General features: G+C 70.4%; 12 protein-coding genes. 9 read left to right on the top strand and 3 right to left on the bottom strand.

Features of this window, described 5'->3' with window-relative positions; genetic code table 11:
- Nucleotides 1-10: 10 nt before the first annotated feature.
- Nucleotides 11-388, bottom strand: coding sequence for a hypothetical protein (locus tag AXK61_RS11300; RefSeq protein WP_068745373.1), 378 nt, complete (start codon nt 386-388; stop codon nt 11-13).
- Between the two features lie 222 nt (nt 389-610).
- On the opposite strand from AXK61_RS11300, the gene AXK61_RS11295 reads away from it, so the two are divergent.
- Nucleotides 611-1,492, top strand: a complete 882-nt coding sequence (locus AXK61_RS11295; protein ID WP_197466796.1) for an oxygenase MpaB family protein — start codon at nt 611-613, stop codon at nt 1,490-1,492.
- 54 nt (nt 1,493-1,546) lie between these two features.
- Here AXK61_RS11295 and AXK61_RS25700 read toward each other — a convergent pair whose 3' ends face one another.
- The gene (locus tag AXK61_RS25700) at nt 1,547-3,082 is read right to left on the bottom strand and encodes a roadblock/LC7 domain-containing protein (RefSeq protein ID WP_231855517.1); all 1,536 of its coding nucleotides are present in this window, start codon (nt 3,080-3,082) and stop codon (nt 1,547-1,549) included.
- The gene (locus AXK61_RS11285) at nt 3,079-4,668 is read right to left on the bottom strand and encodes a Rieske 2Fe-2S domain-containing protein (protein WP_068575238.1); all 1,590 of its coding nucleotides are present in this window, start codon (nt 4,666-4,668) and stop codon (nt 3,079-3,081) included. The genes AXK61_RS25700 and AXK61_RS11285 overlap by 4 nt, the downstream gene beginning before the upstream one ends.
- 102 nt (nt 4,669-4,770) lie before the next feature.
- Between AXK61_RS11285 and AXK61_RS11280 the strand changes: the two genes are divergently transcribed.
- From AXK61_RS11280 to zomB, 8 genes are all read left to right on the top strand, one after another.
- Nucleotides 4,771-5,535, top strand: coding sequence for a lysophospholipid acyltransferase family protein (locus tag AXK61_RS11280; protein ID WP_068745371.1), 765 nt, complete (start codon nt 4,771-4,773; stop codon nt 5,533-5,535).
- An 82-nt stretch (nt 5,536-5,617) separates the two neighbouring features.
- The gene (locus AXK61_RS11275; protein WP_068575239.1) at nt 5,618-6,445 is read left to right on the top strand and encodes an HAD family hydrolase; all 828 of its coding nucleotides are present in this window, start codon (nt 5,618-5,620) and stop codon (nt 6,443-6,445) included.
- 281 nt (nt 6,446-6,726) lie between these two features.
- Nucleotides 6,727-8,853, top strand: coding sequence for a SpoIID/LytB domain-containing protein (locus AXK61_RS25890; RefSeq protein WP_068745369.1), 2,127 nt, complete (start codon nt 6,727-6,729; stop codon nt 8,851-8,853).
- 107 nt (nt 8,854-8,960) lie between these two features.
- Nucleotides 8,961-10,166, top strand: a complete 1,206-nt coding sequence (gene glf, locus AXK61_RS11265; RefSeq protein ID WP_068745367.1) for a UDP-galactopyranose mutase — start codon at nt 8,961-8,963, stop codon at nt 10,164-10,166.
- Nucleotides 10,163-12,061: a glycosyltransferase gene (locus tag AXK61_RS11260; RefSeq protein ID WP_068745365.1), complete on the top strand. Its 1,899-nt coding sequence runs from the start codon at nt 10,163-10,165 to the stop codon at nt 12,059-12,061. The genes glf and AXK61_RS11260 overlap by 4 nt, the downstream gene beginning before the upstream one ends.
- A 35-nt stretch (nt 12,062-12,096) precedes the next feature.
- Nucleotides 12,097-12,660: a phosphatase PAP2 family protein gene (locus AXK61_RS11255; RefSeq protein ID WP_068745510.1), complete on the top strand. Its 564-nt coding sequence runs from the start codon at nt 12,097-12,099 to the stop codon at nt 12,658-12,660.
- Nucleotides 12,660-13,580, top strand: a complete 921-nt coding sequence (locus tag AXK61_RS11250; protein ID WP_068745363.1) for a decaprenyl-phosphate phosphoribosyltransferase — start codon at nt 12,660-12,662, stop codon at nt 13,578-13,580. The genes AXK61_RS11255 and AXK61_RS11250 overlap by 1 nt, the downstream gene beginning before the upstream one ends.
- Nucleotides 13,558-15,570: a flagellar motor control protein ZomB gene (gene zomB, locus AXK61_RS11245; protein ID WP_414929996.1), complete on the top strand. Its 2,013-nt coding sequence runs from the start codon at nt 13,558-13,560 to the stop codon at nt 15,568-15,570. Before AXK61_RS11250 ends, zomB begins: the two co-directional genes overlap by 23 nt.
- Nucleotides 15,571-15,604: the final 34 nt, after the last annotated feature.

The following is a 15,604-nucleotide window of genomic DNA, read 5'->3' as shown; positions in this document are numbered from 1 at the left end:
TCGTGGGTGGCTAGATCTGCTGTGCCACTCCGACTGCCATCGCGAGCACGCCGAGGACGACGACCACGGTCGGGGCGACGACGTACCAGACGCTCACAGTCCGTTGGGCGAGGAGCACGACGCAGCGGACGAGCCACGCGCCGAACGTCGAACCGCCCAGCGCGAGGCCGACCGTCATGAACAGTCCGGCGCTCATCGACAGTCGGTTCATGTCCTGCGCAGTGAGTAATGGTACCCAGATCGCGATCTGACCCACGATCGTCGCGATCGCGATCGCCAGATCAAGACCCCACAGCCGGTGGCGGACGATGGAGGCCGGTGGCGCCGGGGGAATCGGCGCCGCGGGCGGGAGATCCGGGTGCGGCAGGGCGTTGTACGTGTACGTCACTCTTGAATGTTAGATCGCGAATGCTGGTGCGTCATGTGGGTCGGCTCGCGCTGTCGACTCTCGATTCCTGTCCGATTCGGACGTGGTGTCCATTGTGGACGGGATCCGAGTGTCGCTGGAAAGGGTTGATGACAAGTGACGCTGTGTCAGCCCGATCGCGTTGATGTAAATGAATGTTCTCAAACTCTTGCCAACGCGTGTGATGTGGTTCACGATAGGTTCATGACCAAGATCTATCGCATGCGGCGGCGGACGCCGGAGACCCTGGACGATCTCGTGACCCTGGCGGGGCTGTCGAACAACGCGGCCAATGTCGTGATGCAGCTCGCGATCCCGGGCGTCGGGCACGGTGTCGAGGAGAGTCGAGTGGCGTCGGGCCGGGTGGTCGACCGGCCGCTCAAGCGGGCCCGGACGACGACGCAGTACCTGGCCGTCGCGCTGTACGGCTCGGAGCGGGATCGGTCGGTGTATCGCCGGGCCATCGCGGAGGTGCATTCGCACGTCTACTCCACGGACGACAGTCCCGTCCGCTACAGCGGCAACTCCCGGAAACTGCAGCTCTGGGTCGCGGCGTGCCTGTTCTACTACTACGTCGACCAGTACGAGCTGGTGCACGGCCCGCTCGACGAGCCCGTGTTGGACCGGCTCACCGTCGAGGCCTCCGTGCTCGCGACGGGCGTGAACGTGACCGCCGAGGAGTGGCCGCAGACCTGGGTGGATTTCACCGCCTACTGGGAGAAGTCGCTCGACGACGTCGAGATCGCCCCCGAGGTCCGCGCCTACCTCGACGACCTCGCCACGCTGCGGTTCGTCCGCGAGCCGTGGGGCCCGATCGGCGTCGCGCTCGCCGCGCTGCTCGGCCGGCCGTACAACTTCTTCACCCGCGGCACCGTCCACCCCCGCATCCGGGAGGCGATGGGCTGGTCGTGGAGCGACGCCGAGCAGCGCCGACTCGAGCGGCTCATGCGCCTCGTCGGCGTGGCGGATCGGGTGTTCCCGGGCAGCCTGCTCTACCGCGCCTACCTCGTCGACCTGCGGGCACGGGTGGCGCTGGGGCGTAACCCGCTCGGCACGACCCGCCTCGACGACGCCCGCGCGGCCTGACCGGCAGGCCCTTGGGGGCCGCGCCCGACCCACGGACCGACGGGCCGCGCCGGATCAGACCTCGATCTGCTCCGCGAGCTTGGTCAGGCGGAAGCGGGCCATCGCGAGGTTCGCGCGCGAGCGGTCCAGCACCAGGTAGAGGAACAGGTCGTCGGAGCCCTGGTTGATGGGGCGAACGATCTGGTACTGCGTGCCGAGCGTGATGAGGATGTCCTCGATGTGATCGTCGAGGTCCATGTCGCCGAGCGTGCGACCCATGGCCTGGACCAGCGCGGAGTTGCCCGCAGCAGCCACCTCGAGATTGAAACTCGACGGTTCGCCCGCCGTGGCCAGCGCCATGCCGCTCTGCGCGTCGACCAGCGCGACGCCCAGCGCGCCGTCGATGTTCATCGCTTCGGTCAGGGACTCGTTGAATTCGGTCATGTCACCGGGTTCCTTCGGCTCGTGCTGGGCCTGCAGCGTGTGCAGGGTTTCGGCGTCGACGTAGGTCTCATCGATCTGGGTGTACGGGAACGGATCGATCGCGAGCGGCTCGCGGAACACCGGCTGCGCCGGCTCCTCGGCAGTTGCAGCCTCCTCAGCCGCAGCCGCAGCCTCGGCCGCGACGGACTCCTCGTCGGCGTCCGCGTCCCCCGTGTCGTCCGCGTCGGACTCGTCCGCGTCGTGCTCATGATCCACGAACTCCGCGTGCTGCACCTCCGCTTCGGGCACCTCGCCGTCCCGGATCTCCGACTCGTACGCCGGAACCGGCTCCTCGTCGATGTCGGCCACGGCGTCCTCGTCGAGATCAGCCGCAGCATCCGCAGGTACGTCCGCCGCCACATCCGCAGCAGATTCCGGCGCCTCGTGCGCGTGCACTTCCACGTCGACCACCTCGACGTCGATGTACGAATCGTCCGGCTCGTCGAGAGTCTCGGCCACAGGCTCGTCGTGCGGGGCGAACGTGGCCTCGAAGGTCTGGTCGGCACCGTCGGGCGAGGACGCGACGGGCTCGGCCCAGAGGTCCTCCGTGCGGCCCTCGGCGCGCGGCTCGAACCGGGGCGGCGCGAACTGATCGAAGCCCCCGTCGAAGGCGGTCGCGGAGGTGTTCGACGCCGTCTGCGGGCCGGTGGTGGCGCTGTAGCCGAAGCCGCCCACGACACCCGTGTCGAAGGTGTCCGACGCCTGCTGCACGCCCTGGAAGGTTTCGGAGGTCAGCGGGTCCGTCAGTGGGTCGGGCTTGCCGGCTCTCGCCTCGGGCGCCTGACCGCCGGGCTGCGGGGCCGACGGCGCCCCCGTGGGCGGGACCGACGGCGAACCCGGTGCCTGCGGCGGTGCGCCCGCCGCGGCGCGCGCAGCCTCCTGCGCGGCGACCTGGACCTCCGGCGGCGGGATCACCCGCGGACGCCGCGGCGCCGGCGGGACCTGGCCCTGCGGGGGTGTGCCGGACGGGCGGGGCGGCACCGTCGGGGGAGTGGGCGGGACCGTCGGGCCACTCGGAGCGGGAGGGGGTGCCGGGCGCGAGCCCATGCCCGTGTCGTGGACGCCGTAGTAGTCCTCGACGCGCTGCCGGTTGCTCGGCGGCCGCCGGTTCGGATTCTGCCCGCTCATGTCAGCTTCTTCGCGCGGATCTCGTGGCCGCTGGAGGTCAGGCAGCGGCCCGACTCGAGGTCCCACTGCCAGCCGTGCAGGTTGCAGGTGAGCTTGCCGCCGTCGACCACACCGAAGGTCGACAGGTCCGCTTTGAGGTGCGGGCAGCGGCGCTGCACCTCCCAGCCGTCCAGCTCGGTCGACGCGGTGTCGTCGTGCGCCTCGGAGAACCAGCCGTCGGCGTAGGCGATCCGCTCGTCGGTGAGGCACTTGAAGAAGGTGTAGAGGAACTCGTTGTAGCCGCCGATGCGCCACGTGGTGAACCGCGTCGACAGGAAGATCGTGTTCACCCAGTCCGGCTCGTCGTCGCGGAGCACGGTGCGCACCAGCTCGGCGGCGATGCGGAAGCCGTAGCGGTACTTGCCGTCGCCCTCCTGCGGGGCCCGGACGGTGCGCGTCGGGAAGTCGAGCACCACGGTCTCGACGGCACCGTCGGGCGAGGCCATCTCCAGCCCGACCGCGTAGCCGATCCCGTCGCTGATCAGCGCCGACGCCTGCATGATCGGCTCGAACTTGGCTTTGAGCGCGCCCAGCAGCGGCACCCCGTCGTCGGGTGCCCAGGTGGCCTTCTCGGCCTCCAGGACCGGGGCCTGGCGCGCCGCGAAGGCGTCGAGGTAGGCCGTCTTGTTCTCGAAGATGTCCATCACCTCGGCCTCGGAGACCGGGTGGGTCAGTGCAACGAGTTCCTTGCCGCGGAACTCGCCGACGGTACCGGGGATGAACAGCAGTCCGCCATCGTTCCCGTTGCTCTTCATCTGCTCGAGGAAGGTGATCTGGTCCGGGAAGATGTTCGACGGGTCGCCGCCGATGCTCTCGCGGTCCACCCGGCCCTCGTCGTTGAGGTAGCGCAGCTCCGGGTCGAGGAAGGCGGGCGGGCCGGCCGAGGGCACGACCCAGGTGCCGGCCACCTGGTCGACGTAGCTGCGGGCGCGGTCCATGCCGCGCTGGCGCTTCTGCTCGGCGAAGCGGCGCTTGGAGCCCTTGGGCATGTCGTAGACCATCGGGTACCAGATGGCACCCGAGTACTGCAGCAGGTGCACGTCGATGCCGCCGAACTCGTCGAGCACCTCCATGTCGACGGGGCGGGCGTCGTTCATGTTGAACAGCACCGTCTCGCCGTCGGAGACGACGAGGCCCGAGTCGCCGATGGGGCCGTCCGCGGGTGCTCGCAGCGCGATGATCATCACGTCCAGGTCGCCCTTGGGCCCGCTGATCGTGTGCTTCACCGAGTCCTGCGTCTCGAAGAACTTCGTGAAGCCCAGCTTCTCCAGCTCGCGCCGCAGGTCCGGCACGGGGTAGTCCGGTAGCAGGACGGTGGCGTCCTTGCTGACGTTCTCGGCCAGGTTCTTCGCGTCGAAGTGGTCGCGGTGCAGGTGGGAGACGTAGAGGTAGTCGACGTCGCCGAGTGTCTTCCAGTCCAGCTGCGTGTTGTCCGGGAACGGGAACCACGACCCGAAGTACGCGGGGTTCACCCACGGGTCACACAGGATGGTGCCTGCGGCGGTGGAGATGTGGAAACCCGCGTGCCCGACGCTGGTGACCTGCACGGTGAAGCCTTTCGCCTGTTTCACTGACCAGTACAGCGTAATGGGAGCGCCGACTCCTCGGCTGCGGCACCGCGCAGACGTGGCCACGGTTACTCTTGCCGTGTGGAACCCGTCTACGGAACGATTCTCGAAGTTGCCCGCGGTATGTGGGCCTTCCAAGGCATCAAGTTCACCGAGGTGGACTTCCATAAGTTCCCCCGCACGGGCGGGGCTGTGGTCGCCATCAATCACACCGGCTACCTCGACTTCCCCTTCGCCGGGAAGCCCGCCTACGCCGCCGGCCGGCGCAAGGTGCGGTTCATGGCGAAGAAGGAGGTCTTCGACAACTCCAAGTCGGGGCCGATCATGCGGGCGCTGCGCCACATCCCCGTCGACCGCGAGGCCGGTGCCGACGCGTACGCCGCGGCGGTCGCGGCGCTGAAGTCCGGCGAGCTCGTCGGCGTGTACCCCGAGGCCACCCACAGTCGCAGCTTCGAGCTCAAGGGCTTCAAGTCCGGCGCGGCCCGGATGGCGATCGAGGCCGGCGTGCCGGTCATCCCCGTCGTGGTCTGGGGAGCCCAGCAGATCTGGACCAAGGGCCTGCCCAAGAAGCTCGGTCGCAACAAGTTCCGCATCGTCATCGGCGTGTGCGATCCGCTCGACCCCGTCGGGCCGCCCGAGGAGCTGACCGCGCGGCTCAAGGAGTCGATGCAGGCCATGCTGCTGCAGTTGCAGGACCTGTACGGCCCGCATCCGCAGGGTGAGCCCTGGGTGCCCGCGCGCCTCGGCGGCACCGCGCCGACGTTGGAGGAGGCCGACGCGATGGACGCCGCCGACCTCGACGAGCGTCGCCGTCTCCGGGAGGACCGGCAGGCCGACGGTGCCTGACGGCGCCCGGAGCGAGTTCGGCGTCCGGGATTCGACGGTCCGCCCGACGGTGCCGGGCGTGCCCGTGCCCGAGGCGCCGGGGCTGGACGTCCTCGGCCCGGCCCCGCTTCTGGTCGCGAGCGACGTCGACGGGACCCTGGTCGACGACGACGAGCGGATCAGCCTGCGCACGCACGTCGCACTGAACGCCGTGCAGGCGTCGGGCGGGCACTTCGTGCTGGCCACCGGGCGGCCGCCGCGCGCCGTCGACCCGATCGCCGCGCAGCTCGACTTCGCGCCGCTCGCGGTGTGCGCGAACGGTGCGGTGCTCTACGACACCGCGACCTCGCAGGTCGTCTCGGCGTCGCTGATGTCGCCGGAGCTGCTGGACACCGTCGCAGAGCTGATCCGCCGCTACCTCCCCGGCGCGGGTTTCGCCGCCGAGCGTGTGGCCCGCGGCGAGCACGACTCCGCGACCCCGCGGTTCGCGGCGTCCACCGGGTACCAGCACGCCTGGCTCGAGCCGGACACGGTCGCCGCGGCCGACGCGGAGGTGCTCGCGCACCCGGCCGTGAAGCTCCTGGTCCGGCAGCCGGGGATGACCTCCGACGAGATGTCCGCCCGGATCGTCCCGCACCTCGACGGTGTCGCCGATGTCACCTACGCCACCAACAACGGCCTCATCGAGTTCCACGTGCCGGGGGTCACCAAGGCCACGGGCATCCGCGCCGCGATGGAGCACCTCGGTCTCGCCGCCGACGTCCGCACCGCCGCTTTCGGCGACATGCCGAACGACTCGGAGATGCTCCGCTGGGCCGGGGTCGGCGTCGCGATGGCGAACGCGCACCCCGTCGCCCTCGACGCCGCGAACCTCGTCACCGCCACCAACCTCGACGACGGGGTGGCCCGGGTCCTGGAGCGCTGGTTCTAAGGAGTCCGACGGTGCGAAGTCCGGCCGGGCCGGTTGGGGGCGCCGGCGCGGCCGCCGATGATTGCTAGTCGTTTCTGTGATCGCGACGTGCGATCCTTCCGCCGAAACCGCTAGCAATCGGCTCCCGCACCCGATTCGCCCCAGCCGTCTGCTCTCCTGGTGTGACTTGTGTGACTTATGTTGCTTACGTGACGAATGTTGTTGATGGTGTTAGTCTCGACCTCACGTTGAGCTTTGTCCCGTCCGGGCACGGCTCACCTGCGTCGAGCTAAGGAGAAACCATGCCCGTATGGATCGACGGTGGCCCGCGTCGCCGCCGCGTACGGCGTACCGTCGCCCTGGCGATGCTCCCGGCACTGGCCGTGGGCGGCGCGGCGGCACTGCTCAGCACCACGAACATCGTCGGCGACCCGCAGCTCACGGCGGGGAGCGAGGTCACCTTCACCGGTCAGGGCAACGGCCACGGCCGGGGACTCGGCCAGTGGGGCGCCTTCGGCTACGCGAAGTCCGGATGGACGGCCGAGCAGATCGTCGCGCACTACTACGGCGGCTCCCAGCTCTCCCGTGCGGACACGAACCTGCCCGTGCGCGTGCAGCTCACCACGCAGAAGACCGCGAACGTCCTCGCCCCGGCAGGCGCCAAGATCGGCGATCAGCAGGTCGCGCCCGGCCAGGCCGTGCGCATCGACGGCGACAAGGCCGTCATCACGACCGGCTGCGGCGGCCCCGTCGTCAAGACCGTCCCGGCCGGGGACGCGACGATCAACCCGTTGAACGCGGCCGCGAACCGCCCGACGGCCGAGCTCCTGAAGTTCTGCGGCACCAACGCCACCTACCGCGGCGCGGTCGCCGCGAAGGACGGCAAGGTCTTCAACGTCGTCAACATCGAGGACTACCTGCGCGGTGTGGTCCCGGTCGAGAGCAAGGTCGAGTGGGCGGATCAGGGCGGCTACGAGGCCCTGCGCGCCCAGGCCATCGCCGCCCGGTCCTACGCGCTCGCCGAGGGCGCCAAGCGTGGCGACACGTACAACGACACCCAGGACTCCCAGGTCTACGGCGGCGCCTCGAAGGAGGACCCGCGCACCGACAAGGCCGTCGCGAGCACCGCCGGCCTGGTCATGGCGAAGAACGGCTACGCCGTGTCCACCGAGTTCTCCAGCTCCACCGGCGGCTTCACCGCGGGCGGCGACTTCACGGCCGTCAAGGACGACGGCGACGTCGTCTCGCCCTACCGGAACTGGACGCAGAAGGTCCCGACGGCGAAGATCGCGCAGGAGTTCGGCGTCGGCACGTTCAAGTCCATCCGCGTGACGAAGACGCAGTCGGCGCAGGCCGCCCGCGTCGAGGCCGTCGAGATCGTCGGTGCCGGCAAGACCGTCACCGCGACCGGCGCGGACGTCCGCAAGAAGCTGGGCCTGCGCTCGGACTGGTTCACCATCGACGGCCAGGCTCCGGCCGCGGCGCCCGCCTCCGGCGCCCCGAGCACTCCCGGCGCGGCTCCCGCGCCCGTCGCTCCCGGCGCGGGCACCGCACCGTCGGGCTCCACCCCGGCACCGGTCCCCGGGCAGGTCGTGGACCGGCAGATCGTGGCGGCCCCCGTCGACCCCTTCAACCCGGTCCCGACCGCGCCGAACGCCGCGCAGTCCGCGCCTGTGGCCGCCAGTTCGGCGACCGCAGCGGCGTCCGCCGTCACAGCGGCACCCGCCGTACCGGCCGTCCCGACGGTGCCCGGCGCGGCCCCGGCCGCACCCGCGACGCCCGCTGCTCCGGCGGCCCCCGCCGCTGCGGCGGCCCCGACCGCGCCCGCCGCGCCGGTGATCCCGGGGATCCCCGGGCCGCCGGCCGCCTCCGCGGTCGCGCCCGTGGCGCAGGCCGTGACCGGTAAGGCCGCGGTCGAAGCCGCGTACGCCGGTGCGGGCGGCGAGGCCGGCACGCTGGGCAAGGCGGTCTCGAACCCGATCACCTTCCCCGACGGGTCGATGTTCCAGTCGTATCAGAACGGCACGATCTACTACACGCAGGCGAACGGCGCCCAGGTGGTGCCCTCGGGCGTCGCGGCGCCCACGACGCTGCTCAACTGGGTCACCGCCTTCGCGTCCGGCGGCGCCCCGAGCCTGCCGCCGCTACCGCTGCTCAACCTGATCCCCGGCTGGGGCGACCTGCTGGGAGTCAACCCGGCGTCCACCGGTGCCGCGTCCGGCGTGCCCGCCGTGCCGGTGACGCCCGGCGCACCGTCGAGCGCCGCGGCGACCCCGGCCGTCCCGTCCGCGCCCGCGGCACCGTCGGCCCCCGCGGCGGCCGCTGCCACCCCGGCGGCGCCGACCACCCCGGCTGCCCCCGCCGCTCCGGCTCCGGCCGCGGGCTCCACCCCGTTGGCCGTCCCGACGGTGCCGGGCGCGCCGCAGTGACGACGGCCGTGCCGACCGGCTCCGGGGAACCGGCGCCGGCCGGCCTCGGTCACAGCGCCGGGCCGGGTGGCGTCATGGACGCCGTCCGGCCGGTACCCTGAACGTCCGTGGCAACCTCCTCTCCCCAGTCCTATGACCTCATCGTCGTCGGCTCCGGCTTCTTCGGCCTGACCATCGCCGAGCGCACGGCCGCTGAGCTGGGCAAGCGGGTCCTCGTCGTCGAGCGCCGGCACCACCTCGGCGGCAACGCCTACTCCGAGGCGGAGCCCGAGACCGGCATCGAGATCCACAAGTACGGGGCCCACCTCTTCCACACGTCCAACGAGCGGGTGTGGGAGTACGTCAACAAGTTCACCGACTTCACCGGCTACCAGCACCGCGTCTTCGCGATGCACAAGGGTCAGGCCTACCAGTTCCCGCTGGGCCTCGGCCTCGTCAGCCAGTTCTTCGGCCGCTACTTCACGCCCGACGAGGCGAAGGCGCTGATCCAGGAGCAGGCCGCCGAGTTCGACTCCAAGGACGCCGCGAACTTCGAGGAGAAGGCGATCTCCCTGATCGGCCGCCCCCTCTACGAGGCCTTCATCAAGCACTACACGGCCAAGCAGTGGGAGACCGACCCGAAGAACCTGCCCGCGGGCAACATCACCCGCCTGCCGGTGCGCTACAACTTCGACAACCGCTACTTCAACGACACCCACGAGGGCCTGCCCGTCGAGGGGTACACGGCCTGGCTCGAGAACATGGCCGCGTCGGACCTCATCGACGTGCGGCTGGACACCGACTGGTTCGACGTCCGCGATGAGATCCGCGCCGCCAGCCCCGACGCCCCCGTCGTCTACACCGGCCCGCTCGACCGCTACTTCGACTACTCCGCAGGCCGCCTCGGCTGGCGCACGCTGGACTTCGAGACCGAGGTCCTACCCACCGGCGACTTCCAGGGCACCCCGGTGATGAACTACAACGACGCCGATGTGCAGTACACCCGTATCCACGAGTTCCGCCACTTCCACCCCGAGCGGGACTACCCCACGGACAAGACCGTGATCATGCGCGAGTTCGGCCGCTTCGCGAACGACGACGACGAGCCCTACTACCCGATCAACACCCCGTCGGACCGCGAGATGCTCGCGGCCTACCGGGCGCTGGCCAAGACCGAGGCCGCGGACCGCAAGGTGCTTTTCGGCGGCCGCCTCGGCACCTACCAGTACCTCGACATGCACATGGCCATCGCCAGCGCGCTGTCGATGTTCGACAACACGCTGCGTCCGCACCTCGAAACCGGTGCCGCGCTCACCGAGGAGACGGCACAGTGACGAACCAGGCGAAAACCCTTCTGCAGCGCGTCATCCTGCCGCGCCCGGGGGAGCCCCTCGACGTGCGATCGCTGTACATCGAGGAGGCCGAGACCAACTCGCGCCGCTCGCACGCGCCCACCCGCACCCAGCTGAACGTCGCCGGTGAGTCCGAGGTCAGCTTCGCCACCTACTTCAACGCGTTCCCCGCGTCGTACTGGCGCCGCTGGACGGTGCTCACGGACGTGGTCCTGCGGATCGAGCTCAAGGGCACGGCCCGCGTCGACCTCTACCGCTCCAAGGTCGACGGTGCCCGCATCGCCCTGGGCGGCGGCCTGGTCGAGACCGACGCCACCGGCTACGGCGTCGCCGAGTTCGCCACTGACCTCGGCCCGTTCGAGGACGGCGGCTGGATCTGGTTCGACGTGACCGCCGACAGCGACACCGAGATCCTCTCCGCCGGTTGGTACGCCACCATCGGCGAGGAGGGCCTGCCGGCCAAGCGCGTCACCGTCGGCATCCCCACCTTCAACCGGCCCGACGACGCCGTCGCCGCGATCGCCGCCCTGACCAGCGATCCGCTGGTCGACGAGGTGATCGACGCGGTCCTCATGCCCGACCAGGGCAACAGGAAGGTCATCGACCACCCGGACTACGAGGCCGCGATCGCGCCGCTCGGCGAGCGCTACCGGCGCTTCGAGCAGGGGAACCTCGGCGGCTCCGGCGGCTACGGCCGCATCATGTACGAGGCGCTGCGCCTGACCGACAGCCCGTACGTGCTGTACATGGACGACGACATCGCGATCGAGCCCGACTCGATCCTGCGCGCCCTCGCGTTCGCCAGGTTCGCGAAGTCCCCGATGCTGGTCGGCGGGCAGATGCTCAACCTGCAGGACCGCAGCCACCTGCACTGCATGGGCGAGGTCATCGACCGGAACGCCTTCATGTGGACCGCGGCGCCCTTCGTCGAGTACGACCACGACTTCTCCGAGTACCCGCTGAAGGACAAGGAGAACAGCAAGAACCTGCACCGGCGCATCGACGTCGACGGCAACGGCTGGTGGATGTGCCTGATCCCGCGCGTCGTCGCCGAGGAGATCGGCCTGCCGATGCCGCTGTTCATCAAGTGGGACGACTGGGACTACGGCCTGCGAGCCGCCCGGGCGGGCTACCCGACGGCGACGGTGCCCGGCATCGCGATCTGGCACATGGCCTGGTCCGACAAGGACGACGCCATCGACTGGCAGGCGTACTTCCACCTGCGCAACCGGCTGGTCGTCGCCGCGATCCACCACGAGGGCAGCACCCGCGGCATCATGACCAGCTCGATCAAGGCGCTGATGAAGCACCTGCTGTGCCTCGAGTACTCGACCGTCGCGATCCAGATCGAGGCCATGCGCGACTTCCTGCGCGGCCCCGAGGCGCTCCACGAGCTGCTGCCCACCGCGCTGCCGAAGATCGCCGCGATGCGCAAGGAGTACCCGGACGCCGTCGTGCTGCCCAGCGCCACCGAGCTGCCCCGCACCAGCGGCCAGGCCACCGCGTTCGGCACGAGGATCCCGCTCAACCCCGTCACGAAGGTCGCGACCCTGGCCAAGGCCGTCCGCAACAACCTGCGCCCCGCCGACCCGCGCAACCACGAGGTGCCGCAGGCCAACTACCCTCCGCTCGAGGCGCGCTGGTTCAGCCTGGGCAGGGTCGACGGGGTGACCGTCACCACCGCCGACGGCCGCGGCGTGGTCTACCGGCAGCGCGACCGGGACAAGATGTTCGCGCTCATGCGCGAGAGCCTGGCCGTGCACCGCGAGGTGGACCGCCGCTTCGACGAGATGAAGCAGCGCTACCGCGCCGCGTACCCCGAACTGACCAGCCGGGAGGCGTGGTCGACGATCTTCGAGCCCGAGGAGACGAAGTGACCGACAACCCGGAGCAGGCGCTGAAGCCGGAGGAGATGATCCTCGTCGGCGTGCAGGCGCAGCTGGCCGGCCGCCCCGGGGTGCTCCCCGCGGCCCGCGGCCTCAGCCACTTCGGCGAGCACTCCCTTGGCTGGCTCGGCCTCGCCGCGCTCGGCGCGGTGCTGCAGCCGAAGCGTCGCCGGGAGTACGTGACCGCCGGCGTGGGCGCCTTCGTCGCGCACGCGGCGTCCGTGGTGATCAAGCGGATCGTCCGGCGGAGGCGCCCCGACCATCCGTACATCACCGTCGGCGTGGGGACCCCGAGCAAGCTGAGCTTCCCGTCCTCGCACGCGACGTCCTCGACGGCCGGCGCGATCCTGCTGGGCCGCGCGTCCGGCGTGCCCGGCGGAGCCGTGCTCGCGCCGGCGGTGGTCGTGCCGCCGATGCTCACCTCGCGCATGGTGCTCGGTGTGCACTACCCGACCGACGTGGCCGCCGGTGCCGCGATCGGTGCCGTGACCGCGCTGGCCGCGATCGAGGGTGAGAGACTGTGGGCTGACCGAGCGGCGCGCTGCTCCACGAAGTACCGGAAGAACCAGACGAAGGGGTCGGACGACTGATGAGCGAGGAGCCGATCGAGCACGGCGAGCCCAAGGCACCGTCGAACCTCGCCACCGGACTGGTCAAGGCGATCCGGCCCAGGCAGTGGGTCAAGAACGTCCTGGTCGTGGTGGCCCCGCTGGCCGCCGGGCGCGACCAGCTGGAGTTCGTCAAGTTCGGCAACGTCGGCATCGCGTTCATCGCGTTCTGCCTGGCCGCGTCGTCGATCTACCTGATCAACGACGCCCTCGACGTCGAGGCCGACCGCCAGCACCCCACCAAGCGGTTCCGGCCGATCGCGGCCGGCGTGGTGCCGGTGAACCTGGCCTACGTCCTGTCGTTCCTGTTCGGTGCCGGTGCCATCGCGGTCTCGTTCATCGCGAACTGGCACCTCGCCGTGGTCATCGCGGTGTACATCGTGATCCAGCTCGGGTACTGCTTCGGCCTCAAGCACCAGGCGGTGCTGGACATCTGCATCGTCAGCTCCGGCTTCCTGCTCCGCGCCGTCGCCGGTGGCGTGGCCGCCGAGCTGCCCAAGGGCCTGTCGCAGTGGTTCCTGCTGGTGATGGCCTTCGGCTCGCTGTTCATGGCGGCCGGCAAGCGCTACGCCGAGCTGCAGCTCGCGGAGCGCACCGGCGCGAAGATCCGCAAGTCGCTCGAGTACTACACCACCACCTACCTGCGCTTCGTCTGGACGCTCGCCGCGACCGCCGTCGTCCTCTGCTACGGGCTGTGGGCCTTCGACAAGACCGCGCACCCGAACAACATCTGGTACGGCCTGTCGATGGTGCCCTTCACCATCGCCATCCTCCGGTACGCCGTCGACGTCGACGGTGGCGAGGCGGGTGAGCCGGAGGAGATCGCCCTCGGTGATCGCGTGCTGCAGGTACTCGCGATCGCGTGGATTGGAACCGTCGTTGCCGCGGTCTACTTCGCCTGACGACACGGCCCCGTCGAGCTCGACCGACGCCGGGGCCCCGTCGAGGATCTCCGCACCCCGGGTCAGTCTCTGGCTCGGGGTCGCGGTCTGCACGGTGGCGTTCGCGTACGGCGCGTGGGAGCGCCGGTGGATCGCCGACGACGGGCTGATCGTCCTGCGGACCGTCCGGAACCTGCTGGCCGGCAACGGCCCCGTCTTCAACGTGGGCGAGCGCGTCGAGGTGAACACCTCCGCGGCCTGGACCTACATCATCTGGTTCTTCTCCTGGATCAGCGGCGTGCAGACCGAGTACGTGGTGCTCACCGTCGCGCTGGTGCTCTCCGTCGCCGCGATCCCGCTGGCCATGCTCGGCACGGCCCGCCTGTACAAGGGCGGCGCGGGCTGGTCCCGGCTCCGCGGCTCGAGGCTGCTGCTCCTGCCCGCGGGCGGCCTGGTCTACATGGCGCTGCCGCCGGCGCGCGACTTCGCGACCTCCGGGCTCGAGGTGTCGCTGACCATCTTCTGGGTCGCGCTGCTGTGGTGGCTGGCCGTCGCCTGGTCGCAGGCCGACCGCGATCCGGTCGAGCGGCGGGATGTGATCCGGTACTGGGCCCTGACGCTCTCCACCGCCTTCGTCGCGGGCCTGTCCTGGCTGGTCCGGCCCGAGATGGCGTTGGTCGGCGGGCTGGTGCTGCTCGTGATGTTCGTCGCGCCGATCGGCTGGCGACTGCGGCTGGGGATCACCGCGGCCGGCGGGTTCCTGCCCGTCGCGTACCAGATCTTCCGGATGGGCTACTACGGCCTGCCGGTGCCGAACACGGCCGTCGCGAAGGACGCCACGGGGTCCAAGTGGGGCCAGGGCTTCACGTACCTGATGAACCTCGTGGAGCCCTATTCGCTGTGGCTGCCCGTGCTGGCTCTGCTCCTGGCGATGCCGCTGCTGCTCCTGCCCGCGCGCGGCGCCCGCGCCCCGCTGACCGGCCGGTTCCGCCTGCCCCGCGGCGGTGCCCGCGGCCTGCGCGACCAGCTGCAGCGGCCCGCGGTGATCGTGGCCGTGATGTTCCTCGGCGGCGTCGCCGAGACCCTGTACTGGCTGCGCCAGGGCGGCGACTTCATGTCCGGCCGCGTCCTGCTCGCGCCGCTGTTCTTGCTGCTCCTGCCCGTGATGGTGATCCCACTGCGGATCCCCGCGCGGCAACCGGGCGACTCGAAGGCCCGCGGCTTCGCGCGGCTCGCCGGCGGCACCGCGGGCGCCGCGATCGCGGCGGTGCTGTGGGTCCTCGTCATCGGCTGGGCCCTGCATGCCACGACGCTGCGCGGGCAGCCCGACGGGACCTCGATCGGCCGGACCGGCATCGTCGACGAGCGGGCGTTCTACTCCCTGCAGACGGGTCACGCGCACCCGATCACCGCCGACGACTACCTGGACTACCCGCGCATGCAGGCGCTCCAGGAGATCCTCAGGCAGACCCCGCGGGGCGGCGTCTACCTGCCGTCCATCGACTACGACTGGTGGTTCATCGATCCGCTGCCCTATCCGCGGCCGGACGACGTGCCGTTGCGGCAGACGGTGTTCTTCACCAACCTCGGCATGACCGGGATGAACCTGCCGCTGGACGTGCGCGTGTGGGACCAGATCGGCCTCGCCTGGCCGATGGCCTCGCACACGGCGCGGCTCGAGGACGGCCGGATCGGGCACGACAAGGACATGTTCCCGGACTGGGCCGTGGCGGAGGCCAAGGCCTATCCGAAGCGTCCCGCGCTGCCGGGTTTCATCGACCCGGACTGGGTGAACCAGTCCCGAGTCGCGCTGACCTGTCCGCAGATCCAGCAGCTGCAGGCCTCGTACTCGGCGCCGCTCACCTTCGACCTGTTCAAGCGGAACCTCAAGCTGTCGTACGCGAACTACAAGCTGCGCATCGACCGCGTGCCCGAGTACACGCTGCGCATGTGCCGACTCGACGTGCCGCCGCCGCTCACCGACGACCAGAAGTCGATGCCGAAGCCCTGATGGGCGCGGTTGACGACCTGCGCGTGTGTTCGCC

It is taken from the genome of Tsukamurella pseudospumae, assembly GCF_001575205.1.
Lineage (GTDB): Bacteria > Actinomycetota > Actinomycetes > Mycobacteriales > Mycobacteriaceae > Tsukamurella > Tsukamurella pseudospumae.
Note: the sequence above shows the minus strand (reverse complement) of the source record. Positions and strands in the feature narration are given on the sequence as shown.